At 73.0% G+C, this 17,979-nt stretch carries 18 protein-coding genes and 1 tRNA gene; 14 read left to right on the plus strand and 5 right to left on the minus strand.

Annotated features, from left to right (window positions below; genetic code table 11):
- The first annotated feature begins 71 nt into the window (after positions 1-71).
- The 7 genes from I4I82_RS29005 (at position 72) to I4I82_RS29035 (ending at position 5,294) form a co-directional block, all read left to right on the plus strand.
- Complete coding sequence (locus I4I82_RS29005) at positions 72-842, plus strand: segregation and condensation protein A (RefSeq protein WP_225920714.1); 771 nt, start codon at positions 72-74, stop codon at positions 840-842.
- Positions 782-1,438, plus strand: a complete 657-nt coding sequence (gene scpB, locus I4I82_RS29010; RefSeq protein ID WP_372451503.1) for an SMC-Scp complex subunit ScpB — start codon at positions 782-784, stop codon at positions 1,436-1,438. Before I4I82_RS29005 ends, scpB begins: the two co-directional genes overlap by 61 nt.
- Before the next feature lie 9 nt (positions 1,439-1,447).
- Positions 1,448-2,224: a pseudouridine synthase gene (locus I4I82_RS29015; protein ID WP_172164008.1), complete on the plus strand. Its 777-nt coding sequence runs from the start codon at positions 1,448-1,450 to the stop codon at positions 2,222-2,224.
- Between the two features lie 139 nt (positions 2,225-2,363).
- Positions 2,364-3,038, plus strand: a complete 675-nt coding sequence (cmk, locus tag I4I82_RS29020) for a (d)CMP kinase (RefSeq protein ID WP_225922465.1) — start codon at positions 2,364-2,366, stop codon at positions 3,036-3,038.
- Entirely contained in the window at positions 3,035-3,694 is a 660-nt protein-coding gene (locus I4I82_RS29025; protein WP_218592728.1) for a lysophospholipid acyltransferase family protein, read from the plus strand. Before cmk ends, I4I82_RS29025 begins: the two co-directional genes overlap by 4 nt.
- Positions 3,691-5,127 carry a ribosome biogenesis GTPase Der gene (gene der, locus I4I82_RS29030; RefSeq protein ID WP_218592727.1) on the plus strand — a complete coding sequence of 479 codons (1,437 nt, stop codon included), beginning with the start codon at positions 3,691-3,693 and terminating at the stop codon, positions 5,125-5,127. The genes I4I82_RS29025 and der overlap by 4 nt, the downstream gene beginning before the upstream one ends.
- Positions 5,128-5,220: 93 nt before the next feature.
- A tRNA-Pro gene (locus I4I82_RS29035) sits at positions 5,221-5,294 on the plus strand.
- Positions 5,295-5,406: 112 nt separating this feature from the next.
- Here the strand turns inward: I4I82_RS29035 and I4I82_RS29040 are convergent.
- The 5 genes from I4I82_RS29040 to I4I82_RS29060 all read right to left on the minus strand — a co-directional run bounded on the left by I4I82_RS29040 (position 5,407) and on the right by I4I82_RS29060 (position 10,398).
- A complete protein-coding gene (locus tag I4I82_RS29040) occupies positions 5,407-6,612 on the minus strand; it encodes a tyrosine-type recombinase/integrase (protein WP_218592726.1) in 1,206 nt (401 codons plus the stop codon).
- Positions 6,609-6,815: a helix-turn-helix transcriptional regulator gene (locus I4I82_RS29045; protein WP_218592725.1), complete on the minus strand. Its 207-nt coding sequence runs from the start codon at positions 6,813-6,815 to the stop codon at positions 6,609-6,611. The genes I4I82_RS29040 and I4I82_RS29045 overlap by 4 nt, the downstream gene beginning before the upstream one ends.
- Before the next feature lie 241 nt (positions 6,816-7,056).
- Complete coding sequence (locus I4I82_RS29050; protein WP_218596248.1) at positions 7,057-8,079, minus strand: TerD family protein; 1,023 nt, start codon at positions 8,077-8,079, stop codon at positions 7,057-7,059.
- Between the two features lie 1,106 nt (positions 8,080-9,185).
- Positions 9,186-9,776: a TetR/AcrR family transcriptional regulator gene (locus I4I82_RS29055; RefSeq protein WP_218592994.1), complete on the minus strand. Its 591-nt coding sequence runs from the start codon at positions 9,774-9,776 to the stop codon at positions 9,186-9,188.
- Complete coding sequence (locus I4I82_RS29060) at positions 9,760-10,398, minus strand: TetR/AcrR family transcriptional regulator (RefSeq protein ID WP_218592993.1); 639 nt, start codon at positions 10,396-10,398, stop codon at positions 9,760-9,762. The genes I4I82_RS29055 and I4I82_RS29060 overlap by 17 nt, the downstream gene beginning before the upstream one ends.
- 101 nt (positions 10,399-10,499) lie before the next feature.
- Here I4I82_RS29060 and I4I82_RS29065 point away from each other — a divergent pair, with 101 nt between their 5' ends.
- From I4I82_RS29065 to I4I82_RS29095, 7 genes are read left to right on the plus strand one after another with little or no spacing between them, the layout of a single operon-like run.
- On the plus strand, positions 10,500-10,826 hold the full coding sequence (locus I4I82_RS29065; protein WP_218592992.1) for a DUF485 domain-containing protein: 327 nt from the start codon (positions 10,500-10,502) through the stop codon (positions 10,824-10,826).
- Positions 10,823-12,382 carry a solute symporter family protein gene (locus tag I4I82_RS29070; protein WP_218592991.1) on the plus strand — a complete coding sequence of 520 codons (1,560 nt, stop codon included), beginning with the start codon at positions 10,823-10,825 and terminating at the stop codon, positions 12,380-12,382. The genes I4I82_RS29065 and I4I82_RS29070 overlap by 4 nt, the downstream gene beginning before the upstream one ends.
- Positions 12,383-12,398: 16 nt before the next feature.
- A complete protein-coding gene (locus I4I82_RS29075; RefSeq protein ID WP_218592990.1) occupies positions 12,399-13,967 on the plus strand; it encodes a class I adenylate-forming enzyme family protein in 1,569 nt (522 codons plus the stop codon).
- On the plus strand, positions 13,958-14,644 hold the full coding sequence (locus tag I4I82_RS29080) for an SRPBCC family protein (protein ID WP_218592989.1): 687 nt from the start codon (positions 13,958-13,960) through the stop codon (positions 14,642-14,644). The genes I4I82_RS29075 and I4I82_RS29080 overlap by 10 nt, the downstream gene beginning before the upstream one ends.
- Entirely contained in the window at positions 14,641-16,050 is a 1,410-nt protein-coding gene (locus tag I4I82_RS29085) for an aldehyde dehydrogenase family protein (RefSeq protein ID WP_218592988.1), read from the plus strand. The genes I4I82_RS29080 and I4I82_RS29085 overlap by 4 nt, the downstream gene beginning before the upstream one ends.
- A complete protein-coding gene (locus I4I82_RS29090; RefSeq protein WP_218592987.1) occupies positions 16,047-17,186 on the plus strand; it encodes a zinc-binding dehydrogenase in 1,140 nt (379 codons plus the stop codon). The genes I4I82_RS29085 and I4I82_RS29090 overlap by 4 nt, the downstream gene beginning before the upstream one ends.
- A complete protein-coding gene (locus I4I82_RS29095) occupies positions 17,183-17,977 on the plus strand; it encodes an MBL fold metallo-hydrolase (protein WP_218592986.1) in 795 nt (264 codons plus the stop codon). Before I4I82_RS29090 ends, I4I82_RS29095 begins: the two co-directional genes overlap by 4 nt.
- Positions 17,978-17,979 lie beyond the last annotated feature (2 nt).

The following is a 17,979-nucleotide window of genomic DNA, read 5'->3' on the forward strand; positions in this document are numbered from 1 at the left end:
CGTGCGAGCTCGCCCATCGGACGCAGCGACCGGCGTCGCTCGCCCCGTCGAGCGGAGCGAGGTCGGGGCGAATGACCCTGGTCAGCGACGATGCGGCGCCGTCGGGTCCGCAGCGGTTCACCGTCCGCCTGCACAACTTCGAGGGCCCGTTCGACCTGCTGCTGCAGCTGATCGGCAAGCACGAGCTCGACATCACCGAGATGGCGCTGCACCGCGTCACCGACGACTTCATCGCCCACCTGAAGTTCCTGGGCGACGACGCCGACCTCGACGAGACCACCGAGTTCCTCGTCATCGCGGCCACGCTGCTCGACCTCAAGGCGGCGCGGCTGCTGCCCGACGCCGAGGTCGAGGACGCCGAGGACCTGGCGCTGCTGGAGGCGCGCGACCTGCTGTTCGCGCGGCTGCTGCAGTACCGGGCGTACAAGGCGGTGGCCTCGCTGTTCGTCGAGCTGGAGCAGGGCGCGGCGCGGCGGTTCCCGCGGTCGGTGGCGCTCGAGGAGCGGTTCGCGGTGCTGCTGCCCGAGGTGCTGCTCGGCGTCGACGCGGCGACGTTCGCCGACCTCGCCGCCAGCGTGTTCCGGCCCAAGCCGCCGCCGGAGGGGCCGGGGCTGGGCCACCTGCACCTGCACGAGGTGTCGGTGTCCGAGCACGCCGAGCTGCTGCGCGCGCGGCTGGCCGAGCTGGGCGTCGCCACGTTCGCGGTGCTCACGGCCGACTGCGTGGCGCCGATCGAGGTCGTCGCCCGGTTCCTGGCCGTGCTCGACCTGTTCCGCGGGGCCTGCGTCGAGCTGGACCAGCCCGAGCCGTTCGGGGAGCTGACGGTGCGGTGGACGCCGTGACGGACCCGGACGCCGCCCAGGAGGCCGGGTCGGGGGAGGCCGGGGAGCTCGTCCTCGTCGACGACGACGAGCTCGACTCGGCGCTGGAGGCGCTGCTGCTCGTCGTCGACGCCCCGACGGAGGCCGAGTCGCTGGCCCTGGCGCTGGGGCTGCCGGTCGTGCGAGTGACCGAGGCGCTGGTGCGCCTGGCCCGTGGCTACGCCGACGCGCGGCGCGGCATCGACCTGCGCCACGTCGGTGGCGGTTGGCGCTTCTACACCCGCGACGCCTACGCCCCCTACGTCGAGCGGCTGCTGCTCGACGGGCAGCGCGCGAAGCTCACCCGCGCCGCGCTGGAGACCCTCGCGGTGATCGCCTACCGGCAGCCGGTGACCCGGGCGCGCGTCTCGGCGGTGCGCGGCGTGAACTGCGACGGGGTGCTGCGTACCCTGGTGAGTCGCGGGCTGGTGCAGGAGGCCGGCATCGACGGCGCGACGCAGGGCACCCTGTTCCGCACCACCGAGCTGTTCCTGGAGCGGCTGGGGCTGTCCTCGGTGGAGGATCTGCCCCCGCTCGCCCCGCTGCTGCCCGATGTGGACTCGATCGACGACATGTGAAGTAGGACCGTGAACCCCAGCGAAGACCGTGACGGCGTACGACTGCAGAAGGTGCTGGCCCAGGCCGGTGTGGCGTCGCGGCGCGCGTCGGAGGAGATGATCGCGCAGGGCCGCGTCAGCGTCGACGGCAAGACCGTCCGCGAGATGGGCAGGCGGATCGACCCGGCCACCGCGGTCGTGCACGTCGACGGCTCGCGGATCGTGCTCAACGAGGACATGGTGTACCTCGCGCTGAACAAGCCGCGCGGGCTGCTCTCCTCGATGTCGGACGACCTCGGCCGGCCCAGCGTCGGCGACCTGATCGTCGAGCGCGGCATCATGGCCGAGCACTTCACCGGCGAACCGCGCAACCGCCTGTTCCACGTCGGCCGGCTCGACGCCGAGACCGAGGGCCTGCTGCTGCTCATGAACGACGGCGACCTCGGCCACCGCCTGATGCACCCCTCCTACGAGGTCGAGAAGACCTACGTCGCCGAGGTGATGGGGCAGGTCCCGCGCGACCTGGGCAAGCGGCTGCGCTCGGGCGTCGACCTGGAGGACGGGCCGGTCGTGGTCGACTCGTTCAAGCTCGTCGACTCCACCCCGGGCCGGTCCATGGTGGAGCTGAAGATCCACGAGGGGCGCAAGCACGTGGTGCGGCGCCTGCTCGAGGAGGTCGGGTTCCCGGTGCAGCGCCTGGTGCGCACGTCCGTCGGCCCGGTTCAGCTGGGCGACCAGCGGCCCGGGCGGTTCCGCGCGCTCACCCGCCGCGAGGTCGGCGACCTCTACAGCGAGGTCGGTCTGTAGCCCGCCCGGGGCCGCCGCGCGGCTCCGGGGCATGATGGACAGCTGGTCCGGATCACCGAGAACGGGCCCGTCAGCGAAGGGGGCCGCGGGGCCCGGGAGGTCGGGGAACGTGGTGGGCAGGCTGCACGGGGTCGTCGCGATGGACGGGCCCTCGGGCACCGGCAAGTCCACCGTCTCGCGCCGGCTGGCCCGCGAGTGCTCGGTTCCCTACCTCGACACCGGCGCCATGTACCGCGCCGCCACCCTCGCGGTGCTGCGCGCGGGGCTCGACGCCGACAGTCCGGCATCCGAGGTCGTCGCCGCCGCGGCGGGCGCGGAGATCGAGTCGGGCACCGACCCGTCGGCGCCCAGGATCCTGCTCTCCGGTGAGGACGTCGAGGCCGAGATCCGGGGCGCGGCGGTCACCGGGCTGGTCAGCGCGGTGTCGGCGCACCCGGAGGTGCGCGAGCTCGTCGTCGCGCGGCAGCGCGAGCTGATCGCCGACGCCGTCGAGGCCGACGGCGGGATGGTCGTCGAAGGGCGTGACATCGGCACCGTCGTGGCGCCGGACGCGGCGCTCAAGGTCTACCTCACCGCCTCCGACGAGATCCGGGCGGCGCGGCGCGGCGCGCAGGACCGCAAGGCCGGGCGCGGGGCCGACGCGGCCACGGTGCTCGCCTCGGTGCGCCGCCGCGACCACCTCGACACCACCCGCACCACCTCGCCCCTGACCGCCGCCGCCGACGCCGTCGTCCTGGACACCGACCACCTGAGCGTGGACGCCGTGCTCGACGAGCTGCGCAGGCTGGTGGGGGAGCGGGGCCTGGTGCGGTGACCGGCGCGCAGGTCCCGGGCACGCAGCTCCCGCCGGGGGCGTGGCCCTGGCTGCACGACCTGGCCCGGTGGGTCGGCACCTGGTTGTTCACGCCGTTCTACCGGGTGCACGTGCAGCACGGTGAGCGGTTGCCGGCCACCGGCCCGGTGGTGCTCGTCGCCAACCACAGCGCGTTCGTCGACGGGCCGCTGCTGTTCGGACTGGTCGGGCGCCGCGCGGTGTTCCTGGTCAAGCAGGAGATGTTCGACGGCCCACTGGGCCGGGCACTGCCGCGGATCGGGCAGGTGGGCGTGCGCCGCGGGGCGCCCGACCGCCGCCCGCTCACGGCCGCGCTGGCGGTGCTGCGCGAGGGCGGGCTCGTCGGGGTGTTCCCCGAGGGCACGCGCGGCGACGGCGACATGGCCGCCGCGCAGCACGGCGCGGCCTGGCTCGCGCGGACCGCGGGCGCGGTCGTCGTCCCGGTCGTGTGCCGGGGCACCCGGCGCCGCCCGGGCGAGCGGCGCCGCCACCGGCCGCGCGTGGACGTGCTGTTCGGTCCACCGCTGGACCTCCCCGCAGGTGGTGGGCGAGCAGGACTCGCCGCCGCCACCGAGACCGTCCGGGCCGAGCTGGCCGGGATGGTCCGAGAACTCGATGCGTTACGGAGCAGGACATGAGCGAGTACGACGACGACACCATCTCGGAGATGGGCCGGTTGGGCCTGGACCCGTCCGAGTTCACCGACGCCGATCTGGCCGACGGTGCCGACGGCGAGTCCGAGGGGTTGGTCCCGGCACCGGTGCTGGCCGTGGTCGGGCGCCCCAACGTCGGCAAGTCGACGCTGGTCAACCGCCTGCTGGGCCGTCGCGAGGCCGTCGTGCAGGACATCCCGGGCGTCACGCGCGACCGGATCGCCTACGACGCGCTGTGGAACGGCCGCCGCTTCACCCTCGTCGACACCGGCGGCTGGGAGCCCGATGCCAAGGGGCTGCAGGCCTCGGTGGCGGCGCAGGCGGAGATGGCGATGCAGACGGCCGACGCCGTGCTGCTCGTCGTCGACGCCTCGGTGGGGGCGACCACCACCGACGAGGCCGTCGCGCGGGTGCTGCGCCGCGGCGACGTGCCGGTGATGCTGTGCGCCACGAAGGTCGACGACGACCGGCTCACCTCCGACATCGCGGCCCTGTGGCGCCTCGGCCTGGGCGAGCCCTACCCGGTGTCGGGCCTGCACGGTCGCGGCTCGGGCGACCTGCTCGACGCCATCCTGGAGATCCTCCCGGAGAGCCCGCGCGACCTCGGGCTGGGCACCGCGGGCGGGCCGCGCCGCGTGGCGCTGGTGGGCAAGCCGAACGTCGGCAAGTCGAGCCTGCTCAACCGCGTCTCGGGGGAGGTGCGCTCGGTGGTGCACGACGTCGCCGGCACCACCGTCGACCCCGTCGACTCCCTGGTGGAGCTCGACGGCGAGGTGTGGCGGTTCGTCGACACCGCGGGCCTGCGCAAGCGCGTCAACACCGCGAGCGGCATGGAGTACTACGCCAGCCTGCGCACGAAGGCCGCGATCGAGGCGGCGGAGGTGGCCGTCGTCCTCATCGACGCGGGCGAGCCGATCGCCGAGCAGGACCAGCGCGTGATCACGATGGTCGAGGAGGCCGGGCGCGCACTGGTGCTGGTGTTCAACAAGTGGGACCTCGTCGACGAGGACCGCCGCCTCGCCATGAAGCGCGAGCTCGAGCGCGACCTGGTGCGCGTGCGCTGGGCCGAGCGCGTCAACATCTCGGCGCTGACGGGCCGGTCGGTCGTCAAGGTCGCACCCGCGCTGCGCACCGCGCTGGCGTCGTGGGACCGGCGGGTGCCGACCGGACGGCTCAACGGCTGGCTGTCCGAGGTCGTCAACGCCACTCCGCCGCCGGTCCGCTCCGGCAAGCAGCCCAAGATCCTGTTCGCCACGCAGGCCGCCACCCGCCCGCCGACGTTCGTGCTGTTCACCAGCGGGTTCCTCGAGGCGGGCTACCGGCGGTTCCTGGAGCGGCGGCTGCGCGAGGAGTTCGGGTTCACCGGCTCGCCGATCCGGATGTCGATCCGGGTGCGCGAGAAGCGTCCGCGCAAGTAGTGGGTCCCCGGCCACCGCTTCCCGGGCCCAGCAGGGCGAGCGAGGGCGGCGGTCGGGGGTGGGGTAGGCTGATCGAGCCTCTTCGGGGGCGGCCGGGACGTGGCGCAGCTTGGTAGCGCACTTGACTGGGGGTCAAGGGGTCGCAGGTTCAAATCCTGTCGTCCCGACGGTCGAAACGGGCGGTTCTCCTTCGTGGCGAACCGCCCGTTTCGTTGTTCCACCTGCTGTTTCGTGCGCGGTCTTCGGTGCTCGTCCGGCGGCGGTCCGCATCTTCATGATCTACATCGCCTCGGGCTGGGGACCGCTCGGGGACCGCGGCGTGCGGAGGTAGGCGGTGAGCGCCTCTCCGGCGTCGGTGATGGTGCGGCGGTCAGGATGCAGGTAGCACTGCGTCGTCGTCAGCGATCCGTGTCCGGCGATGACGCGCAGGACGTGCACGGGCACTCCTGCGTCGGCCATCCACGTGAGCCCGGTGTGGCGCAGGGCGTGGCGCCGGAGGTGCTCCAGGCCGAGCGAGCTCACGACCTCGTCCCAGTGTGTGGCGTCGCGGAGGACGGCGGTGGTGATGCGCCCGCCCCGTGGTCCGGTGAAGAGACGGGCGTCGGGCCGTCCGTCTGCGGTGGCGATCCGGCGCGCGACGAGCTCGCGGACGTCGGCGATCAGCGGCACGACCCGCGCGCGTTTGCCCTTGGTGCCCTTGTCGACGAGCCCGCCGGGTGAGGGTGTGGTCTGGCGTCGGACGGTCCACACCCAGGTCCGGGTGTCGATGTCGCCGACGCGGCACCCGGAGACCTCTCCGATTCGCGCGGCGGTGCAGGCGGCGAAGACGGTGACGTCGCCCCAACCGCCGTGCTGGTCGGCCGATCTCGCCACGAGTGCGTCGGCCAGCCGGATCAGCGTGTCCCAGTCGGGCAACGCGAGTGAGCGGGGATCGTCGAGTTCGTCCTCGGCTGCACGGAACTGGTGCTGCCACCCGGTGATGCGGGCCGGGTTCCGATCAACGATGCCGTCCCGCACCGCCTGCTCCATGACGCGGACGAGGACGGCGAGGCTGTTCTTGATCGTGGAGCGGCTGCACTCGTCGGCGATCCAGCCGCCCGCGGCGCGGTCGACAGCACCGTTGGTGATCATCCGGGGTGTGAGATGACCGAGTGACGGGACGACACGTCGTCGCCAGCCCGACAGGTAGGGGTCCAGCGTCTTGGCCTCCAGACCGCGCAGCGCAAGCGGCATGACGGCCTCGCCGTACTCGGCGAGCGTCACGGTGGCCGTTCCCGGGTGGACGCCGCCCAGTGCCAGGCGTCGCATCTGATCGACCCATGCGGTGGCCAGCTCCTCGGCGGCGAAGGCCTCGGACTTCGACCGCCTCCTGCCCGACGCGGGATCGGTCCACCGGACCCGGGCGCGGAACCGGAGCGGACGGTCGGGTCGTTCCTCGATCGCGCCGTGCAGCAGAACACCGAGAGGGACGCCGGGGACGGTCACGCGGCGGTGCCCGGATCGCTGCGCTGCTGCTCCAGCCAGGCCTCGACATCCGTCCTCGCGTAGATGGTGTGTCGCGCCGAGACCCGGACGAACGGGGGCCCCTCCGGTGGCGTGGCGGTGCGCCACCGACGCACCGACGAGGGATCGACACCGAGGAGGTCCGCGAGCTCTTCGGTCGTGAACCACGTGTCGTGCGAATTCATGATCGACTCCAGCGGGTGCGATGATCGCGCACTGCGCGGCGATCTAGCTCGATGGTCCGGAACCCGACGTCCGACCTCGTGGTCGGAGGCGGTCGGACCGTGGCTGTCGCGTGGTCGAGCATGGGCCGGCCGGGCGCGTCGACCACGGAACGACCGATGGGGACAACTGATCCGTGGCGCACCGATCGACGGGACAGGAGCGTGGTCGATCTGTTGCCACCCGTGGTCAGGCGGTCAGCTTTCAGGTGATGTCGACGCCGTGGGCGCGGGCGAGTCCGGCGAGGCCGTCGGCCCAGCCCTGGCCGACGGCGCGGAGCTTCCAGACCGGTCGCGTGTCGTGGGTGTGGCGGTAGAGCTCGGCGAGGACCATGGCGCGGATCTGGGGGTCGGCCGGGGTGGGGATGGTCCAGGCGGTGGTGGGGCCGGTGATGGTCAGTGCGGCGTCGTGGAGGGCTCCGCAGGTCAGGCCGGTGTCGACGTCCATGTTGATGGAGACGGCGATGCGGTGGACGTCGTGGGGGAGTGCGGCCAGGCGCACCGAGGCGCGTTCGACGGTGTGCGTCCTCGCTGCTGTCTTGCCGAGGAGCCGGGCTGCGCCGCCGGCGGTGACGGGATGGTTGTAGAAGGCGAAGTCGGTGTCGCTGCGGACGCGCCCGTCGGTGGCGAGCAGGAGCAGGGTGAGGTCGGCGTCGGCTCCGGCGAAGCGGAAGTCGAGGGTCAGGTCGGTCTCGGCGTCGTCGGGGAGCACGAGGTTCTGGCCGGGGGTGAGGGGTTGTGCCTGCGTCGGGGCCGGTGGTGGTGGCGGGGGTTGGGCGGTCCAGTCGGCGAAGGGGACGATGGCGTAGGGGTCGGCCTGCTCGGGTGCGGGCTCGGGGTGGTGGTCGTCGAGGCCGTCGTCGATCGCGGTGTCGACCAGTGCCTGCAGGCCCGGGTTCGCCGCGGTGTCGATGGCGGTGATGCGGGCGGTGGTGGTCCTCGCGGTGCAGGTGACGTCCTCGCCGAGGTCGAGGAACCGCAGGGCGTCCTCGGGTGTGCGCAGGGTGGCGGCGGCGAGGGCGTGGCGGGTCCAGCGGCCTTGGGCGACGACGCCGAGTCGTCCGGTGTCGGGGATGCGGCTCAGGACGGCCAGGTCGACGGCGTCGACGGCGGGTGCGGTGGCGAGGGCTTCGGTGCCGGTGGCGAGGACGTTGGAGCCCATGACGGTGAGCCACCACAGGGTGCGGTCGCGCTTGGTGAGGGTCTTGAGGCGAGCACGGCCTGCCACCAGGTGGCGGCCTGGCGGCTCAGGTCGTGGTGCAGGCGGGTGAGACGGGTCTGCTCGGTGGCGAGGTAGGCCGTGGCGTCCTGGGCTGCGGCTGCGCGTGCGGCAGCTCGGGCCGATCGGGAGAATCGGCCGATGCCGCGCAGGTGGAACGCCTCGGCCTCGGCGGTGGCCCATGCCGGGGTGAGTGCGGGGGGGTGGCGGGATGTCGGGTGCGTGCGCGGTGGGAACTGCTGGAGGTGCACGCTGGTGGTGGACCGGCGGCGCAGCTCGCGGAGCTCGGCGATGCGGGCGTGGCGCTCGGCTCGGCCTGGGCGCGTTCGGCGGCGCGTCGGGCGCGGTCGAGCTGCGCCGGTGAGGGACCGGTGGATCGGGTGCGGGGGGTGCGGGGGGGGGGGGGGGGGGGGGGGGGGGGGGGGCTGCGGCGGCTGGTGGTCGTGCGACGGCCGCTGCTCAGCGAGGTCGAGGCGAACAACGGGCCGAGTCCGCTGGAGACCCGGTTGCCACCGGACCCGACGCTGACGCGCGCGATCCGCGGCCCGGCCGAGGCCCGGACTCCGCGGGCCGACACGCGGATGCCCAGTCCTGGCACGCCGACCCGGAACCCGAAACCCATCGTCGCGCCCCCATCCACCCCAGCTGCAGCCGACGCGCGCGGAGTCGGGTCGCGGTGCCGGAGCGGTCTCGCCCGGACATCGGGCCGGCGGGCTGGCCTGTTACTCGTCGGCCGTATCGGTCGGGGTGCGCAGGTGACCACAGTTCAGCGAGATATGCCGATGGCAGCCTTCTGGCTCGGAAGGGCGGGAACGGGGGCGTTCCCGATGGGGCAGGCGGGCGGTGCGTGGTCGTCGCGGACGACTCGGCGTCTGGCGTGACCACGCATCGATCCGGCCGCGATGGTCGCCTGTCGCCCTGGATGGATCGGCCTGGCTGCGGGACGCCGGCGAGCTCGTGCAGGTGAGGTGCGGTACTACCGGGTGGTGGTTCGGTTCTCGGAGTCGGAGCGCTGCAAGCTCGACGATGTGGGGCGCGTGGCCGGTGGCGCGCTGGTGGCCCTCCTCGTGCGCGACGTCACCGGGGCGGACCGAGCGTGACGGCGGCGGGTCAGGTCACCTCGAGCCCACGATGCGCATCGCGAAGTCGGTGTACTCATCTGCGACCTGGTCGGCCGTGCGGGGTCCGTCGTCCCGGAACCAGCGGGCGACGCTGACGCACATCTCCCGGATCGCGAACGAGGCCAGAGCGGGAGAGTCGACCGAGAACCGTCCCGCGGTCACTCCCTCCTCGATGATCGCGCGCAGCGCGTGGTCGTGTCGGCGGCGGAGTTCCTGCATCTCCGAGCGGTGCGGTTCGTCCAGGCTGGAGGTGTCGCGGTTGACCACGATCGCCTCGCGGCGGTGCGACGCGTGGCGCAGCGCGTAGGCGCGGACTGCCGCACGCAGCTTGTCCCCGGGGTCGGTCAGGCCGTCCGTCGCCGCCGCGAAGTCGTCGAGCACGCCCGTGACGGTGCCCCGGACGATGGTGAGCAGGAGGCCCTGCTTGCCACGCATGTGGTTGTACAGGCTGGGGGTGCGGACCTCGAGCGACTCGGCGATCTGGCTCAGCGCGGTGCCGTGGTAGCCGAGCTCGGCGAACAGGGTCAGAGCGGAGTCGAGGACGGCCGCGCTCGTGACCGTGGTGCGTTCACCGGTCCTGGTCATCGGCGTCCATCTCCGTGTGACCGACGATCCGCAGTGCGAAGTCGGTGTACTCGTCGGCGACCTGCTCGGCGGTGCGGGACCCGTCCTCGCGGAACCAGCGCGCGATGCTGACGCACATCTCCAGGATCGCGAACGACGCGAGGGCGGGGGAGTCGACGCGGAACACGCCGGCGGCGATGCCGTCACCGATCACGGCCCGGACGGCCCGCTCGTGGTCGCGGCGGCGCTCCCGCATCCGGGTCAGCGCGGGTTCCGGGAGGTTCGTGGTGTCGCGGTTGACGACCAGTGCCTCTCGGCGGTGCGTCGCGTGGCGCAGCGCGTAGATCCGGACCGCGCGGCGCAGGCGCTGGACGGGATCGGTGACGCCGGCCACCGAACCCTCGAAGTCGGCGAGCACCTCGTCGAGCGTGCGCTCGACGATCTTCTCGAGCAGCTCCTGCTTGGAGCGCATGTGGTTGTACAGGCTCGAGGTGCGTATCCCCAGGTCGGCGGCGATCTGGCTGACGGCGGTTCCGTGGTAGCCACGGGCGGCGAACACGGTGAGTGCGGCGTCCAGGACGGCGTCGGACGTGACCCCGGCCCGGACGTCGGGAGGACTTGGATCGGCACGCACCGGGGACATGCCGGCGACTCTACCCTTGCCATACGAATGAGCGTTAGCTAGCTTCCCAGCTACGAACGAGCGTTAGCTCGTAGCCCCCCTGCGCACCGAGAGGCAACTCGATGACGAGCCGAATCAGCCCTGCGATCGACTGGTCGGCGGTGCAGCGCTCCGAGGAGTTCCGGGCGCTGGTCGCCCGGCGCGGACGGTTCGTCCGCGTCGCCGCCGCGGCGATCCTCACCTGGTTCGCCGTGTTCCTCGCGGTGGTCGGGGCCGCCCCGGCCTTCGCCGGCACGGTGGTCGTGGCCGGGATGACGGTGGGTTTCCTGCTCGGCCTGAGCCAGTTCGTCCTGGCCTGGTTCCTCACCTGGCGCTACCTGCGCCTGTCGACGACGGTCTTCTCCGGTCTCGAGGACCGGGTCCTGGCGCTCGCGGCGGTGCGGGCGTGAACACGACGCGGCTCCTCGCCTTCGCCCTGATCGTGGGCGTCACGGTGCTGGTCACCGTCTGGGCGTCGCGGCGCACCAGCTCGGCCACCGACTTCTTCGCGGCCGGCCGGGGCATCTCCGGGCCGCAGAACGGCCTGGCCATCGCGGGTGACCTGATGTCCGCGGCCACGTTCCTCGGCTTCACCGGGCTGATGTACCTGTCCGGGTTCGACGGGTGGATCATGCCGTCGGTCACGCTGGTGGCGTTCGTGCTCATCCTGCTGCTGTTCGCGGAGCGGATGCGCAACGCCGGCCGGTACACCGTCGCCGACGTCCTGTCGTTCCGCCTGCGCGAGCGTCCCGTCCGCGCAGCGACCGCCGCATCGACGGTCCTGGTCGCCGTCATCTACCTGGTGGCGCAGCTGGTCGGCGCCGGTGTGCTGATCCGCGCGCTGACCGGGCTGGACTTCGTGCCCGCGGTCGTCCTGACCGGCGTCGCGATGCTCGGCTACGTCGTGTTCGGCGGGATGCTCGCCACGACCTGGGTGCAGATCATCAAGGCCGTCCTCCTGTTGTCCGCGGGCCTTGCGCTGACCGTCGGGGTGCTGGTGCAGACCGGGTTCAGCCTCGAGGTGCTGTTCACGACCGCGGCGGCGAACAGCCCGGCCGGGGACGCCTACCTGATGCCCGGCGGCTCGGGGCGCTCGTTCCTCGACACCGTCTCCGTCGCGCTCGCCTTCGCGATCGGCACGGCCGCGCTGCCGCACATCCTCATCCGCTTCTTCACCGTCCCCGACGCCAAGCGGGCCCGCTCCTCTGCGGGCTGGGCCACTGCCCTGATCGGCTCGTTCTTCGTCATGACGGCGGTCATCGGCTTCGGGGCCCGCGCGGTCCTCCCGCCGGAGGCCGCCGAGGGTGTGGGCAAGAGCGGCAACCTGGCCGCCCCGCTGCTGGCGGAGTTCCTCGGCGGCGGGGCCGGCACGGTCGGCGGCGACCTGTTCACCGCGTTCGTCTCGGCGGTCGCGTTCGCCACGATCCTGGCCGTGGTCGCCGGGCTGGTCCTCTCGGCGTCCGGTGCGGTCGCCCACGACCTGTGGACCAACGTGGTCCGCCGCGGCCGCGAGGCCGGGGACGAGACCGCCATCGCCCGGTACGCCGCCGCCGGGATCGGCGGGGTCGCGATCGTCATCACGCTGGTCGCCGGGCCGAACTTCAACGTCGCCTTCCTCGTGGGTCTCGCCCTCTCGGTCGCAGCCGGCGCCAACTTCCCGGCCCTGCTGCTCGCCCTGACCTGGCGCCGCTTCACCACGACCGGGGCGATCGCGGGCATCACCGCGGGACTGGTCACCTCGATCGCGCTGATCGTGCTCGGGCCGTCGGTCTGGCCCGGCGGCGCCGCCGCCGCGCCCTACCCGATCGAGTACCCGACCCTCGTGGCCATCCCGGTGGGCTTCCTCGCCTGCTGGTTCGGGTCGGTGCTGTCGAGCGAGCGCGGCGCCACGCGCTCCTTCGACGAGCTGCAGGTCCGCTCCCAGACCGGCCTGGGCTCCGAGCAGGCCACGGTCTCCACCCACTGACCGGAGAGGGGTCGCTGTGCTGCACACGGAACTGATCAGGACGGTGTCGGAGACGCTCGACGCGCACGCCCGCCTGCGTCCGGACACCACTGCCTTCGTCGACGACGAGCGGTCGATCACCTACGGCGCGCTCGCGGCCTCGACCGCCCGTCTCGCCGGCCACCTGCAGGGGCTGGGCGTCGACCGCGGTGACCGCGTCCTGCTGCACCTGGACAACCGGGTGGAGGTGGCCGAGTCCTACCTCGCGATCCCGCGGGCCGGGGCGATCGCGGTGTGCGCCAACCCGGGAGCGGCACCGGCCGAGGTCGCGCACATCCTCGACGACAGCGGCGCCCGTGTCGTGATCACCGACGACGCGCACCTCGACGTGGTGCGGGCGCTCGCCGCCGAGCGCAGCGGCCCGCTCGCCGTGATCGTCGTCGGCGCCGGGGCGAGCGCCGGCGAGGTCCGGTACGCGGACCTCCTGGCCGCGCCGGCCGACGAGGCGCCGCGCGACTGCCTCGAGCTCGACGACGTGGCCTGGATGCTCTACACCTCCGGCACCACGGGCCGCCCCAAGGGCGTGCACCTCACCCAGCGCGGCTGCTTCTGGGTGGTGGCCGCGTGCTGGGCCCCGATCGCCGGGCTCGGCCCCGGCGACGTCGTGCTCTCCGCGCTGCCGCTGTTCCACTCCTACGCGCTCGTGCTGTGCGTGCTCGGCGTGGCGGCGGTAGGGGCGAGCGAGCGCATCCTGCCGCGGTTCTCCGTGCAGGAGGTCCAGGACCGGCTGCGCCACGGCGGGCCGGAGGGTCAGGTGACGGTCCTCCCCGGAGTCCCGACGATGTTCCACTACCTGCTGGACCGCGGCGGCCCGGACGGTCTCGACGCCCCCGCCCTGCGGATGTGCATCTCGGCGGGCGCGATCCTGCCCGCCGCGGTCAACGAGGGCTTCGAAAAGGCGTTCGACGTGCCGCTGCTCGACGGCTACGGCATCACCGAGACCTCGACGATGGTCACGATGAACTGGCCCACCGGGACCCGGGTGATGGGCTCGTGCGGACTGCCGCTGCCCGGCCTCAGCGTGCGCCTGGTCGATCCGGCGAGCGGCCGGGACGTCCTGCCGGGCGAGGAGGGCGAGCTCTGGGTCCAGGGCCCGAACGTCACGCCCGGCTACCACAACCTGGCCGAGGCGAGCGCCGCCGTGCTCGTCGACGGCTGGTACCGCACCGGCGACCTCGCCCGCCGCGACGAGAACGGCTACCTGCGGATCAGCGGCCGCACCAAGGAGCTGATCATCCGCGGCGGGGAGAACATCTACCCGGCCGAGGTGGAGGACGCGCTGCTCGCCTCCGACGAGATCCGGGACGCCGCCGTCGTGGGTGCGCCGCACGACCACCTCGGTGAGGTGGCGGTGGCGTTCGTGGTGCCGCGCGAACCGGGCTCGCTGGACCACGAGTCGGTGCTGGCGACCGCCCGAGAGCGACTGTCGATCTTCAAGATGCCCGAGAAGCTCATCGAGGTGGAGCAGATCCCGCGCACCGGCTCCGGGAAGATCCTCCGCTTTCAACTGCAGCAGCAACTCGGGAAGGAACGGACATGGAGCTGAGCAGCACGTTCACCGTCTCCCAGCCGGTTGACCGCGCCTGGCAGGTCATCACCGATCTCGAGCGCGTGGCGCCCTGCCTGCCCGGAGCCGCACTGCTCGGCATCGACGGCGACGACTACCGCGGGGCCGTGAAGATCAAGGTCGGACCGGTCACCGCGCAGTACGAGGGTATCGCCCGGTTCGCCGAGCGCGACGACGCCGCCCACCATGCGGTGCTGCGGGCGGAGGGCCGCGACGTCCGCGGCCAGGGCAACGCCGCCGCCACGATCGACCTGAAGCTGACCGAGCAGGGCAGTGGCACGCAGGTCACCATCGACACCGACCTGGAGCTGGCCGGGAGGGTGGCCCAGTTCGGTCGAGGCGTGATCGCCGACGTCAGCGGCAAGCTGATCGGGCAGTTCGCCACCCGGTTGGAGGAGGAGATGGCGGCCTCCGGGGCGCCCGCCGCCGCACCGTCGGCCGCTCCGACCCCGCCCCGCAGCATCGACGACGTCGAGCCGCTCGACCTGATGTCCGTCGGCAGTGGCACCGCGCTCAAGCAGGCACTGCCCGTCGCCACCGCGCTGGTGGGGCTGCTGATCGGCGTGCTGCTCGGCCGCCGTCGCGGGGCGGTCCGCCCGACGCAGCTCGTCCTGAACCTCGTCCTGCCCAGCAACCCCGAGGAGGGGACCCGATGACCGATATCCTGCGGGAGACCGCGCTCTACATCGACGGGCGGTGGGTGCCCGGCGGTGGCAGCGACCTCGAGGTGCTGAACCCCGCGACCGAGGAGGTCACCGGCGTCGTCACACAGGCCTCCACGGACGATGTCGAGACCGCCGTCGCCGCAGCCCGCGTGGCGTTCCCCGCCTGGGCGGCCACACCCGTCGCCGAGCGCGCCGCGGTACTGCGCCGGGTCCGCGACGTCATCACCGTCCGCGCCGACGTCTTCGCCGACACGGTCACCCGCGAGCTGGGTGCACCGCCGAAGGTCGCCCGCGGCCTGCACGTCGACACGCCCGTCGCCGTCATCGACGCCACGATCGACGCCCTGGAGAACTTCGCGTTCACCAGCGAGATCGGCAACTCGCTGATCCGCCGCGAGCCCGTGGGGGTCGTCGCGGCGATCACGCCCTGGAACCTGCCGCTGCACCAGGTGGTCGTGAAGGTCGTCCCGGCGCTGGCCGCCGGCGCCACCGTGGTGCTCAAGCCGGCCGGGCTCACCCCGCTGGCCGCGTTCGAGCTCGCCCGCGCGTTCGACGACGCGGGCCTGCCCGCCGGTGTGTTCAACCTGGTCCCGGGCAGCGGGCGGGTGGTCGGTGACCTCCTCACCCGCCACCCGGACGTCAACCAGGTGTCGTTCACCGGGTCCACGCCAGTCGGGCGACGCATCGCCGGGGTCGCGGCGGAGACCCTGAAGCGGGTCACCCTGGAGCTGGGCGGCAAGTCGGCGAGCGTGGTGCTGGCCGACGCCGACGACGAGCTGCTGGCCAAGGCCGTCAAGATCACCGTGGCGAACTGCTTCCTCAACAGCGGCCAGACCTGCACCGCGCTGTCGCGCCTCGTCGTGCCGGCCGACCGGCTCGAGCAGGTGGAGAAGCTGGCCGCCGCAGCCGCGGCGAAGTACGTGCCCGGCACCCGCCTGGGGCCGCTGGTCTCCGCCGAGCAGCGCAAGGAGGTCGAGTCCTACCTCGACCCGGCGTCCGGCGGCGCGTCCGCCGTCACCGTGTTCGGCGGTGCCGACCTGCCCGAGCGGGGCTACTACGTCTCACCGGCGGTGATCTCCCGCGTCGACCCCGACTCCCGTCTCGCCCAGGAGGAGGTGTTCGGCCCGGTCCTCGCGATCCTCGCCGCCACCTCCGACGACGACGCCGTCGCGATCGCGAACAACAGCATCTACGGCCTCGGCGGTGCCGTCTGGGGAGCTGACGGCGACGCGGCACTGGCCGTCGCAGCCCGACTGCAGACCGGCCAGGTCGACGTCAACGGTGCAGCGTTCAACCCCAGTGCCCCGTTCGGTGGGTTCAAGCAGTCCGGGACGGGACGCGAGATCGGTGAGTACGGCATCGCCGACGTCTGCGAGATCAAGGCGGTTCAGCGATGACGACCACCCAGGCAGCCCCCGCGGACGTCGAGGAGTACCCGCACGCGGTGCGCGCCGCCGTCCTGCGGGCCGTCGGCGAGCCGATGACCGTCGAGACGATCCGATTGCGGGCGGTCGGTCCTGACGACGTGCGCGTCCGGATCGAGCAGACCGGCGTGTGCCACTCGGACCTCTCGCTCGCTCGGGGCGTGCTCGCGCAGCCGCTGCCCGCGGTGCTGGGCCACGAGGCGTGCGGCAGCGTCGTCGAGAAGGGGGAGCGGGTCACCGACCTGGAGCTCGGGCAGCGGGTGATCCTGCTGTGGATCACCTCCTGCGGGCACTGCTTCCACTGCACCCACGACGAGCCGCACCTGTGCGCCACCGGATCGTCGCGCGCGGGCGAGCCCTACGCGCTCACCCACGACGACGAACCGGTCTATCCCGGACTCACGGTCGGTTCCTTCGCCGAGCAGACCGTGGTGCCGCGCGGCGCCGTCGTCGCCGTGCCCGACGACATCGACACCGCCGACGCAGCCCTGCTGGGTTGCGCGGTGACCACCGGGGTCGGCGCGGTCGTCAGCACCGCGCAGGTCTCCTACGACTCGTCCGTGGTGGTCATCGGCCTCGGCGGGGTCGGGCTGTCGGTCGTGCAGGGCGCCCGGCTCGTCGGTGCGTCGACGATCATCGCGGTGGACCGCACCGTCGAGAAGGCGGATCTGGCGCTCGCCGCCGGGGCCACCCACTTCCTCCCGGCCGACGACGGCACGAGGAGGGTCGTCCGCGGCCTCACCGACGGCCGCGGCGCCGACTTCGTCTTCGACTGCGTCGGGTCCTCGCGCGCGATTCGCGACATGTGGTCCATGACCCGCCGCGGCGGGTCGGCCACAGTGGTCGGCATCGGCGGCGGGGACGACATGGTGTCGTTCAGCGCGCTGGAGCTGTTCCACTTCGCCCGGACGCTGCGCGGCTGCGTGGCCGGCTCGCTCGACGCGGCCGCCGACATGCCGCGCTTCTTCGACTGGGTCCGGGCCGGGGACCTCGACCTCCGGCAGCTGGTCACCGGGGCGGGCACACTCACCGACGTGGACGCCGCGCTCGACGAGCTCGCCGCAGGCCGCGGCATCCGCACCGTCCTGCGCCCGGGGGGTGTCCGATGAGGATCGGGTCGATCGAGGTCCTGCCCGTGCTCGACGGCACGGGCCGCGAACCGGCCGCGGAGGTGCTGACCCGTCCGGGCGTGTCCGACGCGTGGTCCTGCCACGCCGAGCACCTCGACGCCGACGGCGTGCTGACCCTGGACCTGGGTGCCTTCCTCGTCCGCACCGGTGACCGCACGGTTCTCGTCGACGCCGGGGTGGGCACCATCGACAACGGGAAGTACGCGGGCGGCGGCCTGCTCGACTCGCTGCGCGGCCACGGGCTGGGCCCCGACGACGTCACCGACGTCGTGTTCACCCACCTGCACTTCGACCACGTCGGGTGGGCCACGACGAAGGGGCGGGTCGTGTTCCCGAACGCGACCTACCGGGTCCACGCCGACGACTGGGCGCACTTCGTGTCGTCGCCGACGGCCGATCCCGGCGCGGTCCGCAAGCTGTCCCCGCTGGAGCCGCGGCTGGAGGTCTTCGACGGCGAGGTCACGCTCGCCCCGGGCCTGACCGCGCGCCCCGCGCCCGGCCACACGCCCGGCTCCACCGTCTACGTGGTGTCGAGCGGCGACGAGCGCGCACTGCTGCTCGGCGACGTCGTCCACTCCGTGGTCGAGCTGGGCGAGCGCGACTGGGAGGCCGTCTTCGACGTCGACCCCGTCGCGGCGTGCGCGGTGCGCAACGCGCTCGCCGACGAGGTCGCCGACTCCACCGACCTCGTCGTCGGCGCCCACTTCCCGGGCCTGCGCTTCGGCCGCGTGGTCACCGCCTTCGGCAACCGCACCTTCCGAGCCATCTGAGA

The sequence above is a fragment of the Pseudonocardia oceani genome (assembly GCF_019263585.2).
In the GTDB taxonomy this organism is placed as follows: Bacteria; Actinomycetota; Actinomycetes; order Mycobacteriales; family Pseudonocardiaceae; genus Pseudonocardia; species Pseudonocardia oceani.